Annotated in this window: 17 protein-coding genes, 1 rRNA gene, 1 pseudogene and 1 other annotated feature; of the genes and pseudogenes, 8 read left to right on the top strand and 11 right to left on the bottom strand. The window is 42.1% G+C overall.

Annotation, left to right across the window (positions count from 1 at the left end; genetic code table 11):
- Positions 1 to 2: 2 nt before the first annotated feature.
- Positions 3 to 119: ribosomal RNA gene (gene rrf, locus B9L23_RS02830) — 5S ribosomal RNA — on the bottom strand.
- Between the two features lie 258 nt (positions 120 to 377).
- Positions 378 to 477: a sequence feature (23S ribosomal RNA rRNA prediction is too short), on the bottom strand.
- A 714-nt stretch (positions 478 to 1191) separates the two neighbouring features.
- Positions 1192 to 2070: a nucleotidyltransferase-like protein gene (locus B9L23_RS02825; protein WP_089096853.1), complete on the bottom strand. Its 879-nt coding sequence runs from the start codon at positions 2068 to 2070 to the stop codon at positions 1192 to 1194.
- A gap of 145 nt (positions 2071 to 2215) precedes the next feature.
- Here B9L23_RS02825 and B9L23_RS02820 point away from each other — a divergent pair, with 145 nt between their 5' ends.
- Positions 2216 to 2572 (top strand): YgzB family protein, encoded by a 357-nt coding sequence (locus tag B9L23_RS02820; protein ID WP_012749220.1) that lies wholly within the window; start codon positions 2216 to 2218, stop codon positions 2570 to 2572.
- A 26-nt stretch (positions 2573 to 2598) separates the two neighbouring features.
- Here the strand turns inward: B9L23_RS02820 and perR are convergent, their stop codons facing one another.
- From perR to B9L23_RS02805, 3 genes are all read right to left on the bottom strand, one after another.
- Complete coding sequence (gene perR / locus B9L23_RS02815; protein ID WP_012749219.1) at positions 2599 to 3051, bottom strand: peroxide-responsive transcriptional repressor PerR; 453 nt, start codon at positions 3049 to 3051, stop codon at positions 2599 to 2601.
- Between the two features lie 250 nt (positions 3052 to 3301).
- Positions 3302 to 3772 carry a thioredoxin-dependent thiol peroxidase gene (gene bcp, locus B9L23_RS02810; RefSeq protein WP_012749218.1) on the bottom strand — a complete coding sequence of 157 codons (471 nt, stop codon included), beginning with the start codon at positions 3770 to 3772 and terminating at the stop codon, positions 3302 to 3304.
- Positions 3773 to 3838: 66 nt separating this feature from the next.
- Positions 3839 to 4243: a potassium channel family protein gene (locus tag B9L23_RS02805; RefSeq protein WP_121910034.1), complete on the bottom strand. Its 405-nt coding sequence runs from the start codon at positions 4241 to 4243 to the stop codon at positions 3839 to 3841.
- Positions 4244 to 4368: 125 nt separating this feature from the next.
- Between B9L23_RS02805 and B9L23_RS02800 the strand changes: the two genes are divergently transcribed.
- The 4 genes from B9L23_RS02800 (at position 4369) to B9L23_RS02785 (ending at position 8853) form a co-directional block, all read left to right on the top strand.
- Positions 4369 to 5067, top strand: coding sequence for a response regulator transcription factor (locus B9L23_RS02800; protein WP_062754791.1), 699 nt, complete (start codon positions 4369 to 4371; stop codon positions 5065 to 5067).
- Entirely contained in the window at positions 5067 to 6089 is a 1023-nt protein-coding gene (locus B9L23_RS02795; RefSeq protein ID WP_089096852.1) for a sensor histidine kinase, read from the top strand. The genes B9L23_RS02800 and B9L23_RS02795 overlap by 1 nt, the downstream gene beginning before the upstream one ends.
- A 93-nt stretch (positions 6090 to 6182) precedes the next feature.
- Positions 6183 to 6962, top strand: a complete 780-nt coding sequence (locus B9L23_RS02790; RefSeq protein WP_012749214.1) for an ABC transporter ATP-binding protein — start codon at positions 6183 to 6185, stop codon at positions 6960 to 6962.
- Positions 6934 to 8853 carry an FtsX-like permease family protein gene (locus tag B9L23_RS02785; protein ID WP_089096851.1) on the top strand — a complete coding sequence of 640 codons (1920 nt, stop codon included), beginning with the start codon at positions 6934 to 6936 and terminating at the stop codon, positions 8851 to 8853. Before B9L23_RS02790 ends, B9L23_RS02785 begins: the two co-directional genes overlap by 29 nt.
- 103 nt (positions 8854 to 8956) lie before the next feature.
- Here the strand turns inward: B9L23_RS02785 and B9L23_RS02780 are convergent, their stop codons facing one another.
- The 5 genes from B9L23_RS02780 to B9L23_RS02760 form a co-directional block, all read right to left on the bottom strand.
- Positions 8957 to 10582, bottom strand: a complete 1626-nt coding sequence (locus B9L23_RS02780; RefSeq protein ID WP_089096850.1) for an L-lactate permease — start codon at positions 10580 to 10582, stop codon at positions 8957 to 8959.
- 37 nt (positions 10583 to 10619) lie between these two features.
- Positions 10620 to 11579 carry an L-lactate dehydrogenase gene (locus B9L23_RS02775; protein ID WP_089096849.1) on the bottom strand — a complete coding sequence of 320 codons (960 nt, stop codon included), beginning with the start codon at positions 11577 to 11579 and terminating at the stop codon, positions 10620 to 10622.
- A 300-nt stretch (positions 11580 to 11879) separates the two neighbouring features.
- Positions 11880 to 12665, bottom strand: coding sequence for an ABC transporter permease (locus tag B9L23_RS02770; protein ID WP_012749211.1), 786 nt, complete (start codon positions 12663 to 12665; stop codon positions 11880 to 11882).
- Positions 12666 to 12668: 3 nt separating this feature from the next.
- Positions 12669 to 13460, bottom strand: coding sequence for an ABC transporter permease (locus tag B9L23_RS02765; protein WP_089096848.1), 792 nt, complete (start codon positions 13458 to 13460; stop codon positions 12669 to 12671).
- The gene (locus tag B9L23_RS02760) at positions 13453 to 14457 is read right to left on the bottom strand and encodes an ABC transporter ATP-binding protein (protein WP_062754803.1); all 1005 of its coding nucleotides are present in this window, start codon (positions 14455 to 14457) and stop codon (positions 13453 to 13455) included. The genes B9L23_RS02765 and B9L23_RS02760 overlap by 8 nt, the downstream gene beginning before the upstream one ends.
- 112 nt (positions 14458 to 14569) lie before the next feature.
- Here B9L23_RS02760 and B9L23_RS02755 point away from each other — a divergent pair, with 112 nt between their 5' ends.
- The 3 genes from B9L23_RS02755 (at position 14570) to B9L23_RS02745 (ending at position 22016) form a co-directional block, all read left to right on the top strand.
- On the top strand, positions 14570 to 15865 hold the full coding sequence (locus B9L23_RS02755; protein WP_012749208.1) for a glutamate-1-semialdehyde 2,1-aminomutase: 1296 nt from the start codon (positions 14570 to 14572) through the stop codon (positions 15863 to 15865).
- A 251-nt stretch (positions 15866 to 16116) separates the two neighbouring features.
- Positions 16117 to 20586, top strand: coding sequence for a glutamate synthase-related protein (locus B9L23_RS02750; RefSeq protein ID WP_089097465.1), 4470 nt, complete (start codon positions 16117 to 16119; stop codon positions 20584 to 20586).
- Positions 20587 to 20954: 368 nt separating this feature from the next.
- A complete protein-coding gene (locus B9L23_RS02745; protein ID WP_081188283.1) occupies positions 20955 to 22016 on the top strand; it encodes an FUSC family protein in 1062 nt (353 codons plus the stop codon).
- Between the two features lie 38 nt (positions 22017 to 22054).
- On the opposite strand, the pseudogene B9L23_RS02740 reads toward B9L23_RS02745, so the two are convergent.
- Positions 22055 to 22570, bottom strand: a pseudogene (locus tag B9L23_RS02740) (ABC transporter permease); the annotation flags it as partial.
- Positions 22571 to 22610 lie beyond the last annotated feature (40 nt).

Genomic DNA, 22610 nt, shown 5'->3' with positions numbered 1-22610 from the left:
CTGCCTAGCAACGACCTACTCTTGCAGGGGCGCTGGCCCCAACTACCATCGGCGCTGGAGAGCTTAACTTCCGTGTTCGGGATGGGAACGGGTGTTTCCTCTCCGCTATTGTCACTAGGCAAGTAATGGACAAGTTCCATTATAGTTCAATCATTGACATTGTCAAGGGAAATTTCATTCCCTCAAAACTAGATAACCGTCCGTTTGGAAGAAGCCGTCTTGCATAGGCGGCCTATGCTTTTCCGTTGTCTAACTCCGATGCCTAGCTCTCTTGCGCCAAATAACCTTCTCCCTTGAGGTGCAAGCACCTCTACGGGCGAAGAACATTTTCCTTTTGGCGCTAAGCGCTCGCCTCCACTTTTCGCTTGGTTAAGTCCTCGATCGATTAGTATCCGTCAGCTCCACGTGTCGCCACGCTTCCACCTCGGACCTATCGACCTCGTCATCTTCGAGGGATCTTACTCGCTTGACGCGATGGGAAATCTCATCCTTGCATGTATTAGGCACGCCGCCAGCGTTCGTCCTGAGCCAGGATCAAACTCTCCAAAAAGAAAGTTGATTGGCTTATTTAATTCGGCACTGACACCGAAGGTGTCAAGCCGCCTTCGCTTTTCGTTGTGGACGCTTCGTTTTGTTCAGTTTTCAAAGAACATTTGTTTTCTTAAAGCGACTTTTTTATATTAACACTTTCATTTTTTATTGTCAAGTGTTTTTTTGCTAACATCGTTTCGCAACTTTCTTGGTTGCGACGACGTTTCATAATATATCATCTCTTTTTTAACAAGTCAATAACATTTTTGTATTTTTTTTAGGAAATAAACTCCATGAAGACCTCTCCCACCTTCACTCCATGAAGAGATGGGAGTTTTTTACCGCCTCCATCGACAAAGCTTCTGCATAGAAGAAGGCAATCTCCTTCCACCTACATTGGAAGCCTTCTCGATAGATTCTGTAAGCAACGTCGACACCACACCGATGGGGCGGGCGAACCGTTCTACTACTTCTTGCTTACACAAGTAGATATTTTTAGGAATTAAAAAACTCCCGATCCCTCACCTTCCTTTACTTCGAGAGGAAAGGAGAATTCTCGGGAAAATGTTACAAACAGAATTGCTATATTCTAAAAAATAAAAGCGCAGCCCGAACAAACAGACAAAATAAAATTGCAGGTGCGATAAAACAAAAATTCTACTACTGTTCTTTATTTTGCAATGAATAGTAACGATGATATATATGGCGACTTTTTGTTGGCACTTCTTCTACAAACAAGACCTTTTTCTCTACTAAATATTCCAGCATGATGATAAGATCTACGGAATACGATGAAAGCTCTGGATGCTGCATAATTTCCGCAATGCTCCATGCTCCCTCTTTTTCCCTTAAAACTTTAAACAAATGGGCAGCTCCTGATGGGATTCGCGAATGGATTAAAAATTCACTTGCCAAAAATAAAAGCTCCAGCCGTTTCTGCAACGGCTCCTCACTGCTGACAAGTTCTTCATACAACTTATAAATTTGCGCATCCATTTGTTTTATTTGGTTCCATACAGTGACTTCGGGATAAAATCCTTGTTCGATGACAGCTAATCGCGCTAGATGATGCAATGCATGAATAACATGATTATACGCATCCAACAGTTGATCTGCCTCAAAAAATGCCTTTCCGTCCATATATCTGCGAATTAATTTGGCAAATTCTATCCCCATTTTTAATTGCCGCATCTCTTCCGGGAATTCTTTCATACGATTTCGGAGCTGATATATATAATCATTACGGTCAAATAAAATTTTCCCATAGAATATCCAATCAATAATCTTTCGATGGGAACCAAGAAGAAGCCATTCATTTAATTTTGTTTCATCGACCACATATAACGTCGCTTTTTCTTCTCCTGATACATAATGTTTCACAAATATAGGCGGGGCCATATTAGTAGTAACTACCAATAAAACGATATGAAAGGTGTCTGTCACAGCAGAATTGTTCGCTTTCTTTTCAATCATCAAAATCCCTAATGTATTACGATGACTGGCCCATTCTTGGTAGATGGGACGAATTAAATCCTCCATTATCGTTTCCTCCATCTCCTTCATGATGTCATGGTTATTCGACAAAAAAACAAAAAATCCTCTTTGTCGTTTCTAAACTTCCCGAAGATAGCGACACATTTTTCACCACTTTATGATATAGTGTTATGTATAGGAGGGACAATAAATGGGCATCAAATATTCGAGCAAAATCAACAAAATTCGCACATTTGCCTTGAGCTTAATTTTTGTCGGCTTTATTGTTATGTATATAGGGATATTTTTCCGTACATCTCCTTTTGTTATGACACTGTTTATGATTTTAGGCCTTCTTTTCATCATCGCAAGCACCGTTGTTTATTTTTGGATTGGAACATTATCAACAAGAGCAGTGAAAGTCGTATGTCCATCTTGTGGCAAAATAACAAAAATGCTTGGCAAGGTAGATTTATGTATGTTTTGCAATGAGCCGTTGACATTAGATCCAGAGTTAGAAGGAAAAGAGTTTGACGAAAAATATAACCGAAAAAAGAGAAAAAGCTGATAGCATTCCCCCCCGCTATCAGCTTTTTAATGTTGTTGGCGTGTCTTTTCTTGACAGTCAGGACATGTTCCGTAAATTTCCATACGGTGATGATCTACTTTAAACCCTGTTATATGAGCAGCAAGCTCTTCTACCTCATCTAATGCTGGATAGTGAAAATCGACAATCTTGCCACATTGTTCGCAAATAACGTGGTAATGATTGGATGTAACAAAATCAAAGCGGCTTGATGCATCACCATATGTTAACTCTTTCACTAATCCGACCTCTTTAAAAACGCGCAAATTGTTATAGACGGTTGCTACGCTCATGTTTGGAAATTTTCCTTCCAGCGCTTTATATATTTCATCTGCTGTCGGGTGTGACATCGAATTAATTAAATATTCCAATATCGCATGACGTTGCGGAGTGATGCGTATTCCCGTCTGCTTTAACGTATCAAGCGCTTCTTTTAACTGCTGATTATCAGACACCGTCATGCACCTCGCTTCCTTTAAAAAATAAAAAGAATTATTATTTTATAATTTTTATAATTAGTCTACAAGTATTTTATGCTATTTGTCAATATTCGTATCATTAATATATGAACTTGCCACATTTTTTAGCAAAAAAAATGTGCGGAAGGTTGTTCCGCACCAATATCGCTCTTTCATTCATTTGAGGAGGTTACTATCCATCATACGCATTATCGGCTTTTTCGCATGGACTTTTACCTAGATATAAGGAAAATTACGTTAAATTTTCTAAAATATATTCTAACGCTTCTTCTACATGTCCTTTTACTTTAACTCCTCTCCATTCCTTTACCAATCTTCCGTCCCGATCAATCACAAACGTCGAGCGCTCGATCCCCATATATTCTTTCCCAAAATTTTTCTTTAACTTCCAAACACCATACATTTCTGCTACTTTATGTTCTTCATCGGAGAGCAATAAAAAAGGCAATTGATATTTCTCAATAAATTTTTTATGGCGCTCTACAGAATCCGTACTTACTCCTAAAATAACTGTATTTGTCTCTGTAAACTTTTCATAATGATCGCGAAAATCACACGCTTCTGTCGTACATCCTGGCGTCATATCTTTCGGATAAAAATATAATACGACATGTTTCCCGCGAAAATCAGAAAGGGAAACTATTTCCCCATTGCTTGCCGGCAATGTGAAATCCGGTGCTAGTTGCCCGATTTGCAAAGACATCGTTTTCCCTCCACTGTCTTATTCTTTCGTTTTTAGGGTAGCGAAAGATACAATAAATTGCAACGATTACCGCTCATCCCAGTCAAGCATTGTTCGAGCAACAAGTACAGCAGGCATAATATAACCCAATAAAGCTTCAATGATGGCAATCCATCTTCCAATCCCCATTGGTGTAACGTCCCCATATCCAACTGACAATAACGTGATCCCGCTTAAATAAAGACTATCTTGAAGTATAGAAAAACATTCATTAGCCGTTCTATTCGCAGACGGGGTAAACACGTGATGCCCATTCATCTGAAGCACCATATATATAAGCCCAAAACCTAGCATCATCGTGATATACCATTGAATAAGGACAAATAAATTTTCTAAGGAAATGCGACGAGTTGCTTTTACACTTGTCGTCCAAATAGACGTAATGCTTCCAATCAACACCGTCGCTACAATTCCAACGAACGCGTACTCCATCGCCCTCACCTCATACTTGTCCATAACCATATATACGAAGACAGAAAGTTGATTATTCATTATATAAGTGGATTCGATATAATAAAATATGGTACGGGAAGAAAGATATGGAGAGGGAGAAAAAAATGCATACGATTTTGATTGTCGAAGATGATGATAAAATCGCTTCCATGCTGAAAAATCATATTGAGAAATATGAATATCGCGCACATATTGCAGAACAGTTTGACGACATAAAAAAGGAATTTATAAAATGTCGCCCTCATCTTGTACTGCTCGACATTAATCTGCCTCGATTTGACGGTTTTTATTGGTGTCGGCAAATCCGCACGATTTCCCTTTGCCCCATTATTTTTATCTCCGCACGCAGTCATGAAATGAACCAAATTATGGCCATTGAAAACGGTGGGGATGATTATATTACCAAGCCATTTAATTTCGATCTGGTCATGGCAAAAATCAAAAGTTTACTGCGGCGAACATACGGTCCTTACGCCGCTCCTGCAGAGCCCCATGTATATGAAGTATCAGGATTGTACCTGTTATATGATCGACATATGGTTCAATGGAAAGAGAAAACGATCGAGCTTACAAAAAAGGAGTTTACTTTATTAGAACGGTTGGCGAAAAAATCTGGAAAAATTGTATCTCGCGAAGAACTACTCGAGTCATTGTGGGATGATACGGAATTTGTCGACGATAATACACTATCCGTCAATATTACACGCGTTCGCAAAAAACTGCAGCAAATTGGAATCGAACAGGCAATTGAAACGGTTCGCGGTGTCGGTTATAAATTGGTCGAGACATGGAGGGATTCATAATGAAATTGTTTTTGCGCGAGCATATCCCGCTGACCGTCTTTCATCTTCTTCATGCTGTACTTTTGTTATCGATTGTGTATTTATATATGCTCGAACAATCTTTCCATCCATCTTTTGGCATGTTTGTTTATCTTTTTGTTATCAGCCTTGTGTGCATCGTGATGTTTTTAACATGGCGTTATTGGCGGCAATCCCATGCATATCGTTTTTTATCGTCCAACTTGCGGCAGTTAGACATGAGCACTCACCCTTTTAGCGGGTCTCCGTTACTGCATGCTTTTCAAAAACTCCTCCACTCGCAGTATCGTTATTACACAAAAGAACTGCAATCATTGCATAAAGAAATGGACGATGCATCATTATTTATGAACCAATGGGTACATCAGATGAAAACACCGGTTTCTGTCATGGATTTACTTTTGCAAAACTTTGACATTCAAGACCAATTCGACCGAGAATTTGTGAATAGCATGCGCGAAGAACTCGAACGACTGCAACATGGATTGGAGCTGGCCCTGTATTCGGAACGAATAAAACGTTTTTCTCATGATTTTCATGTAAAGCGGCTGCCGCTAAAAACAATGGTCAACCATGTCATTCAACATTACAAACGCTCTTTTATTCGCAATCGCATTCACCCCATCGTGGAAATTCCCGAAACAATTTTCGTAGAAACGGATCAAAAATGGTTTCAGTTCGCTCTTAGCCAAATCGTCATCAATGCCATCAAATATTCAAAAAACGTCAGCAACCAAATCGTGCTTTCTGCTGTTCAACGTGAAAACGAAGTGTTTTTGTCCGTTCAAGATTTTGGAGTCGGCATTCCAAAACAAGATATCGGACGCGTATTTGAACCTTTTTTCACTGGTATGAATGGGCGTAGGTTTCGCGAATCCACTGGAATGGGGTTATACCTTGTCAAACAAATTGTTGACCATCTTGGCCACGGAATTGCCATTTCTGCTGAAGAAGGAAAAGGAACAACCGTCACGATCACTTTTTACAATGTGACAAAAATGTAAGAAAACAAGCAGACATTGTAAGAAAAATCGATATGTTCAAGCAATCTCCCTCCGTATAATCGACAGTAGAAAAACATAAGGGAGGATTTTTTTATGACGATCCTGCAAGCAAACTCGATTACGAAAATATATCGTTCTAGCCAATCGGCCGCGCACCGGGCGTTAGATAATTTCAGTTTATCGATTGAAAAAGGGGAATTTGTCGGAGTCATGGGGCCATCCGGAAGCGGAAAAACAACCTTGCTTAATATTTTGGCAACCATCGACCAGCCGACTACGGGAGAAGTGTTGGTAGAGGGGAAAAATCTATCGCAGCTTTCGAAAAAAGAGCTTGCTTTGTTTCGCAGACGAAAACTCGGCTTTGTATTCCAAGACTTCAACTTGCTAGACACGTTAACCATCGGAGAAAATATCATTCTTCCACTCACATTGGACAAAATTCCCGTTAAAGAAATGGAACAACGATTGCAAACAGTGGCTTCCACTTTAGGTATTGAAGGGATTCTCGATAAGCGGACATATGAAGTCTCAGGCGGACAGCAGCAGCGCGCTGCAATTGCACGGGCGATTATTCATGAACCGCTGCTCATTTTTGCCGATGAGCCGACCGGGAATCTGGACTCAAAATCTTCAAAAGATGTGATGGAAACATTAACAGCATTGCATCAGGAAAAGAACGTTTCCATCATGATGGTTACGCATGATCCTTTTGCAGCGAGCTATTGTGAGCGCATTATTTTCATCAAAGACGGCAAATGGTTCACAGAGATACGCAGAGGACATAACCGTCAGGCGTTTTTTCAAGATATTCTGGACATGCTGTCACTATTAGGAGGGAACGTCAATGACATTTCGACAATTCGCCCTTCATAATGTGAGACGTAACTTTAGCCGATATGCCGCCTACTTTTTGAGCAGCACTTTCGCCGTCACTGTCTTTTTTATGTACGCTGCATTTATTTTTCATCCTGATGTAGTGAATGGAACGATTCGTCCCTCAGTAAGAAGAGGAATCTTTGCCGCTGAGGTCATCGTCTTTCTTTTTTCTGTATTTTTCATTTTTTATTCGACAAGCTCGTTTTTAAAATTGCGTAAAAAAGATTTTGGCTTGCTGACGTTGCTCGGTATTACGCGCGGCCAGCTGAATAAATTAATCGTAATCGAAAACTCAATTATCGCCCTTCTTTCGATTGCAACAGGAATGGTGTTTGGCGCCTTATTGACAAAAATCTTTTTCATGATGTTTTCTGTTATGTTAGACTTGCCATCGCCGCTATCTTACTATATTGCTTGGAAAGCGGTCGCCACTACCGCCATCGTGTTTCTGGTGACATTTGAGGCAATTACGATCATGACGCTCATCACGATCCGTTCTTCGCAAATTATTGATTTATTAATGTCGGCGAAAAAGCCGAAAAAACCGCCTGTCTACTCGCTCTGGCTTTCGATGCTTGCGGTTATCTGCTTGGCGATTGGATACTATTTAGCCTATACCTCCAACATCATGCAAATGATGAAACGCGTCCTTCCAATTCTACTGCTCGTCATTATTGGAACGTACTTTCTATATACGCAATCGAGCATTGGGCTTTTGCGATACTATAAAAAGCAAAAGCACTCCTATTATCGCGGCACAAACTTAATTACCGCCGCAGAACTAACATATAAACTGAAAGATAACGCGAGAATTTTAAGCATGGTGACGATTTTAACGGCGGTGACCTTTACTTCTACCGGGGTGCTTGCCAACCTTTATTTTGGCAAAAAAGCAGAAGCAGAAGCGCGGTTCCCGCACGCGATTGCCCTTATATCAAAAAAAGAGCCAAAAGCTTTCGAAAACAAATTGCAAATACTAAAAAATGCTTTACATGATGAGCATATTTCTTTCACTAGTCATAAGGCCGCTTTCATCCGGGCGTATAATCCAAAGAAACCTAACGATCATGTAATGCAACATCTTGTTCTTATGCGTGTAACAGATTACAATCGATTCGCGGATTTGGCTGGTCAGCCGCATATATCGCTACCAGCAAATACAGCTGCCTATATGCAACCTACCCCTGACCAAGGGTACGAACCTATTAAAGGAAAACAAATTGCGATTGCCATAAAAAATAGTAATGAGACGATGGTGGTTCCATTGGCTAAATCGATTCCCCAGCCAGTCATCAATCCTTCGGGGGTTATCGGATATATGTTAGTTGTTCCTGATCATTTATATGATAAATTTCATCGTCTCGCGGCAGAAGAAACGATTCAATATTATGCTGGTATATCATATAAAAATTGGGAAGTAAAAACATCAGTAATCAAAAAACTGAACCGCTTGATTCAAAAAGATGATGTCGATTTGACCAATCGTTTAGAATTCTTTAACCGAATGAAACAAGTTTTCTCCTTAATGCTCTTTATTGGTTTTTTCGTCAGTGTCCTCTTCTTTTTAGCTGCTGACAGCATTTTATATTTTAAGCTTTATAACGATTTGGAACAGGACAGCAAGCAATACGAAGCGCTATCCAAACTCGGTTTGACATGGAAAGAAATGAAGCAAATTGCGGCAAAGCAAGTAGGGATTCTCTTTTTCATTCCGTTTGTCGTTGCCACCGTCCATGCCGGCTTTGCCTTTAAAATGCTGCAAAACATGGTCTCCGGCTCCGTCGTCAAAACGAGCGCGCTTGTCATTATCATCTTTTTCGTTGTTCAACTTGGTTACTATTTCTTGATTCGTTCGCTTTACACGAAAAAGGTGGAGCAAGTAATGTAAATTAAATGCGGCCTTTTCCCAGTACATAGATTCGGAAAAAGGCCGCAGAATATATCTTTTTTATCTATACACCGTGCTTAACTTAATAACAAGCTATAATTATCTACATTCCTATGATCGAAAGAACGTATGTCCATACTCCCACAAACAACAGCAGGATCAAGCTATAATAAATCGTCATTTTAAACAAGTTAGATTCTCTTCCAGTTTCTTGCACTGCAGCAGTTGCAATGGCGATGGATTGCGGAGAGATGAGTTTTCCCATCACTCCCCCGCTAGTATTGGCAGCAAGCAATAACGAAGAGCTTGTCCCTATTTGCGTTCCTGTAACCACTTGTAAATGGCCAAATAAAGCATTGTTGCTTACGACAGATCCTGTAATAAACACACCGAGCCATCCTAATAACGGGGAAACGAACGGAAATACATCCCCTGTCTTCGCTAATGCCAAACCAATCGTAGAGGATAAACCCGCATAGTTGGCTAAGTTGGCAAACCCCATGATAAAACAAATAGTCAATACAGGAATCGAAAGTTCTTTACATGTTTCTTTTAAACTTTGTATTCCCTCAGCGAACGTAATATTTTTGCTGAACATCACTGTCAACAGCACCGCTAATAAAATCGCTGTACCTGTTGCGGATACAAGATCCAGCTTAAATATAGCATCTAATGCCGTCTGTGCCGGTGCCACCGGAGGAGTTTTTACGACTTCCCCATGCAAAAATGGCACTTTAAACAAAAGCGTAGTTTTATGCAGCGCTCCACCTTCAGCAAACAGTGCTTTAAAACCCGGCAGACTCCAGATAATAACGATTAACGTTAAAATATAAAAAGGAGACCACGCACTGATGATTTCTTTCAAGCTGTATTTAGATTTTTCTACAGCTTCTTCATCCTGATTTACTCGATATATATGTGACGGCTGCCATTTTCTTAAGAAAATAGTTAATGCCCCCATACTGACAAGCGCCGCTAAAATGTTGGCCAATTCCGGACCGAGCACAATGATTGTCAATGTTTGCACAATGGTATAACTTCCGCTTACCACTAAAAGAGCAGGCAATGTTTCTTTAACGCCTTTCCATTTATCTAAAATAAACACTAATAAGAACGGAACGAAAAACGTGATCAATGGCAAAATCCAAGCAAGTGTACGAGATAGCTCAATCGGAGTTAAATCTCCCATTTGTGCTCCGACAATAACCGGAATCCCAATCGCTCCAAACGCGCCAGATGCAGCATTGGCAATTAAACAAAGAGCGGCGGCTTTTAATGGATGAAATCCTAATTCCGAAAGTAAAGCAGCCGAAATGGCAATCGGAACGCCGAATCCCGCAGCTCCTTCTAAAAATGCGTTAAAACTAAAACCGATGAGCAACAATTGAAGCCGCTGATCCTCAGAAATGTTTGCGATACTCCCACGGATCATATCAAACTTCCCTGTTTTCACAGCGATTTTATATAGCCAGACAGCCATGATCACAATATAGCCAATAGGCCATAAACCGTTTGCGATTCCATAGATGGAAGCAGCAATCGCCTTTGAAATCGGCATATGAAAAAACAAAACAGCTGTCACTAATCCAAAACAAAGAGTGAGAAAAGCGGCTTTTATTCCCTTCATTTTAAACACGGTTAAACATGATAAAAATAAAACAATTGGAAGCGCCGCAATGAGTGCAGAAAGATACGTATTATCGAAAGAATTGTAATGTTGTATCCACATGTTGCTCACCTTGTTATTATTCTAAGTCAGTATTTTATTACTTTACATCATCAAAATAACGTGAAAGAATGTCTTTTAATACAGTTACGCTATGATGAAATTGCTGTTGTTCTGTTTCATTTAACTTCAATTCCATTACCTCGCGAATACCGTTTCGGTTGATAATAGCAGGTACACCAATATAAACGTTTTGCTCATTATATTGACCATCTAGATAAGCAGAAACGGTTAAAATAGCATTTTCATTGTGCAAAATAGCACGTGTAATGCGGACGAGTCCCATCGCAATGCCGTAATAAGTTGCGCCTTTTTTCTCAATAACTTGATATGCCGCATCACGAACATTGACGAAGATATTTTCTAAATCCTCTTTTCTATAGCGATCGTTTTGCGACAATATTTGTTCGATTGGAACACTTCCAATTTCCGCATGGCTCCAAACAGGCAATTCTGTATCCCCATGCTCTCCGATAATATACGCGTGTACATTAGTCGGAGCTACTTGAAAGTATTCGCTTAGCAAAAAGCGGAATCTTGCCGTATCCAGAATCGTTCCCGAGCCTATCACCCGTTCTTTCGGTAACCCGCTGAATTTCCAAGTAGCATACGTTAAGATATCTACTGGATTCGTCGCGACAAGAAAGATTCCATCAAACCCTGATCTCATCACAGAATCGACAATCGTTTTAAAGATATTCATGTTTTTGTCAACAAGATCGAGCCTTGTTTCCCCTGGCTTTTGGTTAGCACCTGCACAAATAACCACCAAATCGGCATCTCGGCAATCTTGATAATCTCCATGCCATATATTCATTGGCTTCGGCGCGAATACTTTTCCATGATTTAAGTCCATCACGTCGCCCGCTGCCTTCTCTTTATTCACATCAATCAACACTAATTCATCCGCGATTCCTTGATTCATAAGGGCAAATGCATAGCTGGCCCCAACGAATCCTGTTCCTATAAGTGCCACTCGATTCATGCATTGTCTTTTCATAGTTGTCTGTCATCCTTTCCCAAAATCAGTTTGTGAAATTATTCACAAATATATTGTGCATTGTTTCACAAACTTTATCAAGCATCAACTATAAAAGAAATTTGTCTTTTTTGTTAACATTTTGGCCGCACAACAGTATTTTTGTATCACTACATTCAGTTCCAGCAAGCAATCCAATAAACAAAAAAATGGTCTGTCATTATATTAACCATAATACATACTACATATACTTATTTTCATAAAAAATAAGAGGGCAATCCCTTTAAGGAATTTTTACTTCCTTTCGGATTCTCCCTCTTTTTAATTCCCTGCACCTCGATATCGTTTTACCCCTGCGTTCCACAAAAACACGGCAATCGTAAAAAAGATGATTCCCATGACTGGAGTAAAAAACGCATATCCGTACCACTCTTTTTTGCCGAGAAAATAAGACGCCGGATACACGCCAACGAACGCAAACGGCAGAATCCACGTTAAAATATAGCGGATGACGCGATGATAAATATCAATCGGATAGCGCCCATAGTTGCTGATGTTGTACATCATCGGAATAATCGATGTACGAGCATCGGCCCAAAAACTAATGGTCGCCAATGACACAAATACTCCCGCGTAAATAAGCGCTCCACCTAGTACAAGCAAAATAAACATAAAAATATCATACCAATGCAACGAAAGATGCAAGCGCGCACCTGCATACACCATAATGATCATGCCTGTCACTCCGCCAAGAAGCGACTCTAACTCCATGCGTTCGAGAATAATTTGAAATAAGCTGTGAACCGGGCGCGTCAACACACGGTCCATTTCTCCACGCACAATATAGCGCTCGTTAAAATCCCAAATGTTAAAAAACGCTCCGAACACCGCATATGGCACTAAGAAAAAGCCGTAAATAAACAAAATTTCCTCGCGCGTCCAGCCGTGCAATAACGTCGTATGTCCAAACACAACAAGAAGAAAAACAAGATTGACCGCCTGCGACATCAAATCAGAAATGAACTCGACAAGCAAATCAGCGCGATATTGCAACTTTGTTTTCATGTATTGCGCCATATACTGAAAAAAGATCGATACGTAAAACACGACTCACCCTCCTTGAATGACAAGCTGTTTTTTCGCCGCTCGCCACAATAGCTGAATCGGGATGAGCAACAGCACGCACCATGCAAACTGAAACAAAAGGCCGCGGATGATTTCTTGCCCTTGAAAGCTTTCTGTCACAATCATGCTTGGAATATAGCTAATTCCTTGAAATGGAAAGTATTTCATTGCCGCTTGCGCCCAATCCGGATAAAAGCTGATTGGCAAAATAAGTCCGGAAAACAAGTCGACCACAAACCGCTTTGCACGCAATAACCCTTCATTGTTAAGGGTAAAAAACGTGACAATGCCTGCAAGCAAATTCAACTCCGAATTAATAATAAAACTAAACATAATCGACAATGCGTAAAACATCCATGTATGAACATCCGTTGGAAAACGGAGAGGCAAAAATAAAGCGACAAAAAAAATTCCCGGAAGCGAAAGAAACAACAAACGAAAGATTCCTTCCCCTAATCCTTGCATCGTTTTCATTCCAAGATAACTGTAAGGACGAATAAGCTCTGTCGCCACTCTTCCTTCTCTAATCTCCATGGCGATTTCACGGTCGATATTATTGAAATAAAACGCCCGCGCCATCCATGAAATGGCAACATACGTTGTCATTTGCTCCATCGACATGCCTTGCATCGCCGATTTTCCGCCATAAATCGCCGACCAAAGAAAATAGTACGCCGCGATGTTAATAGCATAAATGAGAATACCTGTGTAATAATTCGTCCGGTAAGCAAGCATCATTAAAAAGCGGATGCGAATCATTTCGATATATTTATCCATGCACAACACCTTCTTCATAGATGTTGCGGATAATTTCTTCCGTAGAAATTTCATTAATGTTCATATCTTGAATCGAATAGCGGGAAACAACGCGGCTAATGACTTCAGGCAGAAGCGATGGCGCTATATTTGCTGTCCAGACGTTTGCTTGCTCCCCTTTTTTCCATGTTACTTGCAAACCATCGGTCAATTCCTTTAAAGCATCTAACGTAATTTCGCTTGCGAACGTAAATTGAATTTGTTTCCCTTCTCCCCAATTCTCTTTTAGCTTTTGCAGTGAGCCATCGTAAATGATTTTTCCTTCATCCAACATAATGACGCGTTCGCATAACGCTTCGATGTCGGAAATATCATGGGTCGTTAATAAAATGGTTGTGTTGTATTTCTCATTAATTTCTTTTAAAAACTGACGGATTTTCAGTTTTACAAGCACATCCAAGCCAATCGTCGGTTCATCTAAAAATAAAAGCGGCGGGTTATGAATAAGCGCAGCGGCCAGCTCACAGCGCATCCGCTGTCCAAGCGACAGCTTGCGAACCGGCTTGTCCAACAGAGGACCGATATCGAGCGTTTCAATGACATGTTCCATATGTTCTTTGTAGTCTTGATCCGATACACGGTACACTTTTTTCAACAGTCGAAACGACTCTTGGACGGCGATATCCCACCAAAGTTGGGAGCGCTGCCCGAACACAACGCCGATGGTTCGAACGAACGCTTCCCTCTCTTTATGCGGATTCATGCCGTTGACGAGCACTTTACCGGATGTCGGCGTCAAAATTCCCGTCAGCATTTTAATCGTTGTCGATTTCCCCGCACCATTTTCCCCAATATAGCCGACCATTTCACCTTGCTTTACAGTAAACGAAATGTCGTTGACAGCGCGAATGATTTTATAATTTCGTGTAAATAAATCGCGAAACGCTCCGAATAAGCCAGAGCGACTTGAATACGATTTAAATTCTTTTCTTAAGTTTTCTACTTCAATGACGTTCATGTTACACTCCCTCCACATAGGCAATAGTTTATCTGAAGTCACATCCCGAAACAAATGGTATGCTTTATGTTAAAATAAAAATCGGCAATGAAATAATAGGAGGATTTGAACGATGCAATTTACGAAATCAGAACAGCTTTATCAAGAAGCATTGCAGCATATCGTCGGCGGCGTCAACAGCCCGTCCCGCTCATATAAAGCGGTCGGCGGCGGAGCGCCGGTCGTCATGGAACGCGCTCAAGGCGCTTATTTTTGGGACGTTGACGGCAATAAATATATCGACTATTTGGCGGCATACGGACCAATTATAGCTGGCCATGCCCATCCACACATTACAAAAGCGATTCAGCGCGCCGCAGAAACTGGCGTCCTTTACGGCACACCCACGCCACATGAAATTACCTTTGCAAAAATGTTAAAAGAAGCGATTCCGTCTTTAGAAAAAGTGCGTTTTGTCAATTCAGGAACGGAAGCGGTCATGACCACGATTCGCGTGGCGCGCGCTTATACGGGCCGTGATAAAATTGTCAAATTTGCCGGCTGTTATCACGGACATTCCGATCTTGTCCTTGTCGCTGCCGGCTCCGGTCCATCAACGTTAGGAACTCCAGATTCCGCAGGTGTGCCAAAAAGCATCGCCCAAGAAGTAATCACTGTGCCGTACAACGATGTCGACTCGTTTAAACAAGCGATGGACGTATGGGGAGATCAAGTTGCCGCTGTGCTTGTGGAACCAATCGTCGGAAACTTCGGGATCGTTACACCAAAACCAGGCTTTTTAGAGGCAATCAATGAAATCGCCCATCAAGCGGGAGCCCTCGTCATTTACGATGAAGTGATTACCGCATTCCGCTTTATGTACGGCGGGGCGCAAAATTTATTAGGGATCGAACCGGATTTAACCGCGCTTGGAAAAATTATTGGCGGCGGTCTGCCAATCGGTGCATATGGTGGCCGCCAAGACATTATGGAACAAGTCGCACCGCTCGGTCCGGCATACCAAGCAGGAACGATGGCAGGAAACCCAGCGTCGATTCTTGCCGGTATCGCCTGTCTTGAAGTGCTCAAGCAAGACGGCGTGTACGAATATCTTGACAAGCTCGGCGCGATGCTGGAAGAAGGCATACTTCTTCACGCAAACAAATACGGCATTCCTATAACAATCAATCGTTTGAAAGGTGCATTCACCGTCTACTTCACAACAGAAAAAGTCGAAAACTATGAACAAGCCCAACGAAGCGATGGAGAAATGTTTGCGAAGTTCTTTAAGCTTATGTTAAAGCAAGGCATCAACCTCGCTCCTTCCAAATATGAAGCATGGTTTGTTACGCTTGCTCATACCGAAGAAGACGTGGAATATACGCTCAAAGCGGTGGAAAATGCATTTAAACAATTAAAAAATGAATAATTATGCAATAATCCCAGGAGGAATCCCCTCCTGGGATTATTGTTAAGTTGTTGAAAACGTTTGCAAAAACATAAAATATGATGAATATAATTATCCAAGAAAATGAATAAATAATTGATTTGGATATGCAATCATGATATTATAGGTTATAAATTCTGAAAATTAAGATCAAAATTGCCGCTTATGTTTATTCAACACGGGAGGTGAATGGCGAAAAGCAGGAACGTTCCCGCTTTAGCGCCGCTTACGTTATGAGACAACGTTGGAACCCTAACCATTTTAAAAACTTTCATCAAGTAGAACATGATGCTTGCGGCATTGTCGCCGCTATCGAAAAACGACGTATTCCAACCCGAGAAAACATTATGACATGTATTGACGCGCTTGTCAAAATGAATCACCGCGCCGGATTTATTAATGGCGAGGGAGACGGCGTCGGCATTCATATGGATATTCCAAGAAAACTTTGGATGGAAAAACTCGCAAACGTCGGTCAAAATCCAGAAATAGCAAACGACGAAAGTTTTACCGTCGGCCATCTTTTCATCGATCGGTCTGCTGATGTAGACCATATAAAAACGAAGATCAAACAGTTATTCAAAAAAACAGGTTTCTTATTGATTTTTGAATCTGACCGTGTGACCTCCTCCAGTGCGTTAGGCCCAATCGCGCTTCGGCAAGAACCGGTATTTTGGCAAGTCGCCTTATTGCCAAGCGACAATGCGCAGCTTACAAAACGATTGTTTGATCTAATGATTGAAATCGAGAAAGATGAAAATGTTCATGTTGCCTCTTTAAACAATTTTCACGTTGTGTATAAAGTGATGGGAGCCGGAGATATTTTGCCAAAATACTATCATGACTTGGCACATCCGTTTATCGCATCGACCATGACGTTAGGACATAACCGTTACTCGACGAATACACTTTCTAACTTTTTTCGTGTCCAACCGTTTAGCGTGTTAGCTCATAACGGCGAAATCAACACAATTGCAAAGCTGCGTGACGAAGCAGTGATGATTGGTGTCCCATTGACAAATGACGGCAGTGACTCCCAAGATTTAAGCCGTACGTTGGAAACGCTTATCTGCCGTTATGATTATAGCTTATTTGAAGCGATGGATATATTGTTCCCGCCTATCATGAATGAAATTAAAGCGTATCCAGAGCACCTCCAAGACTTGTATACGTACATCCGTGAATCATGGGGGCATTTCGCCCAAGGACCGGCAGCAATTATCTCCCGCTACGAGGACGAAGCGGTCTTCAGCGTCGACGCGCTCGGATTACGCCCACTTTGGAAATTAGAAACGGAAAAACGATTTGTTTTTGCGTCAGAACCAGGAATCATTCCGGCAAGCGAATATACGGGAGAACCAAAGCCGCTCGCACCAGGGGAAAAAATTGGCTTAACATGGTTCGGCGGCGTCATTCAAGTGTTGGAATACGAACAGTTTCAGGAAGAAGTATATGCCCGTTTTTCGAAACGGTTTGACATTACTAACTTCCGAAAACGTCTCGATGTTCCGAAACTGGAAAATCACGTATTTACTTTTGTGCCGACAAAAGTGCATAACGGTCAATATGCCGCGTTCGGCTGGGACAGAGAACATATTCAACTTTTAGAACAAATGGCGGAAAAAGGTGCGGAGCCGATTCGCTCGTTAGGTCATGACGCGCCGCTTGCGGCTATTAATCCGAATCGGAAAAATCTCGCAGATTTCATTAAAGAAAGCGTCGCCGTCGTCACCAATCCAGCCATTGACCGCGACCGTGAAATGGAACATTTTTCAACAAGAACTGTCATTGGAAAACGGCCATCTCTTGTAGATAAAACAGAAACGTCATATGTTATCGAGCTCAGCTCGCCGATTCTCATCGAAGGAAAAATCGGAAACGACTGCGCGACAGAATTACATCATCCTTCGTACGACCAAATTGTTCATTCGTTCCGAGAAAAACAATTAGCGCACATCCTGTCGGCGACATTTACGGCGGAAGAAACCATTCCGCAGGCGCTAGAGCGTCTTTCTAACGAAGCATGTGAAGCGGTTCGTTCCGGCAAGACCTTGCTCGTCATTGATGATGCAGAAGCACATCAAAACGGAAACTTATGGATTGACCCGTTGCTCATCACATCGGCCATCGATCAATCGTTAACAAAACAAGACTTGCGCCGCGATTGTTCCATTTTGCTTCGTTCCGGCTCGATTCGCTCCCTTCATGATTTTGTCGTCGCCTATGGATTAGGAGCAAACGCGATCAGCCCTTATCTCATGTTTGCAACGGTTGCGTCGGAAGAGTCGACTGCACCTGTTGCCAACCTATTTAAAGCGCTCAATAAAGGATTAGAAAAAGTGATTTCAACGATTGGCATTCACGAATTGCGCGGATACAGCCGCCTCTTCTCATCGATTGGCCTACATGATGAAATCGCCGATGTATTAAACATTGTCAACTTCTTTGGCTCTGACTCGTTGAAATACGATTTCGAAGCACTGAAACAAGACGCAATCGCCCGTGCCGAAGACTACGCCAACGAAAACGCCAAGCCGGGAAAAACGTTCCACCTCTTCCCTCGCATTTGGAAGGCGATTGGAGAGGTCGCCCAAACAGGATCATATGATAACTATCGAGAAAAAATGAACGAGCTCGAAACCGAAACACCGACAACGATTCGCCATTTGTTAGATATAAAGAAAACGGAAAAACAAGTTCCTGTCGAAAAAGTCGATATTAGCGTCGGCGAACATAGCCTGCCGTTCGTCATTGCTTCGATGTCGTTCGGTTCGCAAAACGAAGTGGCGTTCCGCGCTTATGCGGAAGCGGCAGACCGCTTGAACATGGTCAGCTTAAACGGCGAAGGCGGCGAAATTAAAGATATGCTCGGCAAATACCCGCGTACTCGCGGCCAGCAGATTGCATCAGGCCGTTTTGGAGTGAACGCGGAACTGTTAAACTCTTCGAATCTATTGGAAATTAAAATCGGCCAAGGAGCAAAACCAGGTGAAGGAGGCCACTTGCCGGGGTCAAAAGTAACGGCAAAAATCGCCGAAGCGCGTAACGCAACCATCGGTTCGGACTTAATTTCTCCATCGAATAACCATGATATTTATTCGATTGAAGACTTGGCACAAATGATCGCTGAATTAAAAACGGCAAACGACAAAGCAAAAGTCGCCGTCAAAGTGCCGGTCGTGCCAAACATCGGGACGATTGCAGTCGGCATCGCCAAAGCGGGAGCGGACATTATTACACTAAGCGGTTTCGATGGCGGAACCGGAGCGGCGCGCATCCATGCGCTACAACATGTCGGCCTTCCGGTGGAAATCGGGGTAAAGGCCGCTCATAACGCCCTTCTTGAAGCCGGTTTGCGAAACAAAGTCGAAATTTGGGCGGACGGCGGCATTAAAAGCGCACTTGACGTTCTCAAAGTGATGTTGCTGGGGGCCAACCGCATCGGCTTTGGTACGCTATCGATGATTGCGATCGGCTGTACGACGTGCCGCGGCTGTCATTTAGATACGTGCCATGTCGGAATCGCCACTCAAATCGAATCGGTTGCGCAAGCAAAAGAACACGGATTGCGCCGTTTTGTTCCGCGGCAATTCGAGACGGCAGTGCAAGGATTAGTCAACTTATTCACCTCGTTTGGAAACGAATTAAAAGCATTAACAGCTTCTCTTGGATTTACTCGCCTGCAAGATATCGTCGGCCGCTCTGACTTATTAGAGCAAACAAGAGGACTAGAGCAATTGAATCTATCAAACTTGCTTGAAGTGCTTGAAGTGGAGCAAATGGCGCAAAAAGAAGCAGCGGCAAGCGCAGAGGAACCATCATTGCTCGTTGCTGCTGGGGCGGAATATCTCGATTACTATGTGGAAGATTTGCATCGTTCCCGTGAATTTACGACCGTCACGTCCGAACAGCGCGTTCTCGGCAGCCGTGTTTCTTGCCACCGCGTGCGCGGTCGTCTCGACGGATCGTACAAAAAGTTGCCAGATGTCACATTGCGCTACAAAAACGGCTCGATTCCTGGAAACGGGCTCGGCGCTTACAACACTCACGGCATCCATATCCATGTCGACGGCGGCGGACAGGACGGCGTTGGAAAAACCGCATTTGGCGGCAGCATTTTCATTTTGAAAGCAAAGGGAAAAGACGGAAAATTTTATAATGGCTCCGTTGGCAAAGGCTTCGGATACGGGGCGCAAAAAGGTTTGTTCATCGCGCAAGGAAACGCGGACGCACGCGCTGGCATTCGTCTGTCTGGTGCGGATATGATCATCGGCGGCCAAGTGACAACGCCAATTCCGGAAAAAGAACATGGAAATATCGGCACACGTGCGAACATTAAAGGATTTGCCTTCGAATATATGACAAATGGACGCGGCATTGTTCTTGGCGACCCAGGTCCATGGATTTGCGCCGGAATGACAGGTGGAGTCGTCTACTTGCGCCACCAACCGGAAATGGGGTTAACAAAGGCGGCATTGGAACGCCGCATCGCAAAAGGAGCGCAAGTACGCCTCGAGCCACTGAACGAACGTGGAAAATCGGATGTACAAGAATTGTTATCGAAATACATTGAACTATTAAAAGAACACGGTCAGCACGAAGAAGCGCAATCATTACAGCCGCTTCTTGAAAAACCGGAAAACCATTTCTTCCAAGTGATTCCGACAAAAGAACAAGCCGATCCTTCCGTTTCAACAGAATGATGAAAAGAGTATCCCACAACTAGCGGGATACTCCTTTTTATTCTGACATACTCGGTAACTTTTTGAACAGGAATTTTGTTATTAACCGCCTCATATAATCACCTAGACCGAAAATCGTCATATCTATTTTTTTACCACCTGTGTTTATACATGCTAAACTGTATATGTAGCCTTTTATCTTTTCATTTGTTTTTTCGCACCTCTATTTGCACAGAGGAGATTTTAAACACCCAGTTAGCAAGCATCATACGTTTCCCTTCGTCATTTAAAAAACATTTCATGTATATTTTCCACTTGATATCATATATAAAAGCGTGTATAGTACTAAATTGTTTATAAGAACTAAGGAGGAAAGGTTTGAACATACAATGAAGCTCGGTGCCCGCATTTTCAAAACGGGAATCGCCGTTACATTAGCGCTTTTTCTAGCATCCCTATTACACTTTCCCTCTCCTGTATTTGCGGGAATTTCCGCAGTTTTTGCAATGCAGCCGACGATTTACCGTTCCTATTTATCATTGATTGAACAAGTCCAAGCCAATATCATTGGCGCTGCATTTGCCATTATTGCTGTTCTTTTGTTCGGACGTGACCCGTTCATTATCGGCCTTACGCTCATGATCGTTATCGCTCTTTGCTTAAAAATGCGCCTCGAGTCAACGATATCGGTAGCATTAGTTACCGTTATCGCGATTATGGAATATACTGACAGAGAGTTTATCGAATTTGCCGTTATCCGGTTTTCCACCATTATGCTCGGGGTATTCGCTGCCTTTATCGTCAACTTAATTTTTCTTCCTCCAAAATATGAAAAAAGGCTATATGCACAAATTAATGAAAACACGGAAAATATTTTAAAATGGATTCGCATCCATATAAGGCATGCGTCCGAGCACCATATTTTAAAAGAAGACATTGAAAAAATGAAAGAAGATATGACAAAACTCGAGCATCTTTACTTAATGTATAAAGAAGAGCGCACGTACTCGCGAAAAAATCGTTTTCAAAAATCACGAAAACTTGTGCTATATCGGCAAATGATCGTAGTCGCAAACAGAGCGCTCGATACATTAAAAATTCTTCATCGTTTTGAAAACGAGTTGTACCACATGCCGCTTGAGTTGCAGCAAGCCATCCGCTCACAACTAGACAGTCTGCTTCATTACCATGAACAAATATTGCTAAAGTTTATTGGTAAAACAAAATGTCATCCTCGTACAGAAACAGCGATGGAAACCTATCAAGAAAGAACACGTTTAATTGAAGCATTTTACGCACATCACCAGCAAAAAAACGAATATTACCTCTTTTCATTAATAGGAGCGATTATCGATTATAGCGAACAATTAGAACATCTTGATAAATTGATTGACAGCTTCCAACATTATCATCATGATGCTGCCTTAGTAAAAAATTTAGCTAGTCACTAAAAAAGGCTATCTCCGCTAAAAGAGATAGCCTTCTTTTATTAGTTTTTCATGCGCGGATCCAACGCATCGCGCAATCCGTCGCCCATCAAGTTAAAACCAAGCACGGTTAACATAATCGCAATCCCTGGAAAAATCATCGTCCATGGTGCTTGTGTCAAAAAGTCTTTCGAATCCGCTAACATTTTCCCCCATTCTGGATTCGGAGGCTGTGCCCCCAATCCGAGAAATCCGAGGGCGGCCGCTTCGATAATCGCAGTAGCAATCGCCAGTGTGCCTTGCACGATAATCGGTGCCATACTGTTTGGCAAAATATGATGGAACAAAATGCGCATATCGCTCATCCCAATTGCTTTTGCCGCCATCACGTATTCTTCTTGTTTAATGCTTAATACACGCGAGCGAATCAATCGTCCGAAGTTCGGGATATTAATCACCGCAATCGCAATCAGCGCATTTTGCAAGGAAGGTCCAAGCACCGCGACAATCCCAATGGCAAGCAAAATACTTGGAAACGCAAGCATAATATCAAACAAGCGCGAAATAATTCCATCAATGATGATGTATAAAAGTTTGTGTAAAGCATTTTGCTAGAAC

The sequence above is a fragment of the Parageobacillus galactosidasius genome (assembly GCF_002217735.1).
GTDB classification, from domain to species: Bacteria; Bacillota; Bacilli; order Bacillales; family Anoxybacillaceae; genus Parageobacillus_B; species Parageobacillus_B toebii.
This window is presented reverse-complemented; position numbering and strand designations above follow the sequence as displayed.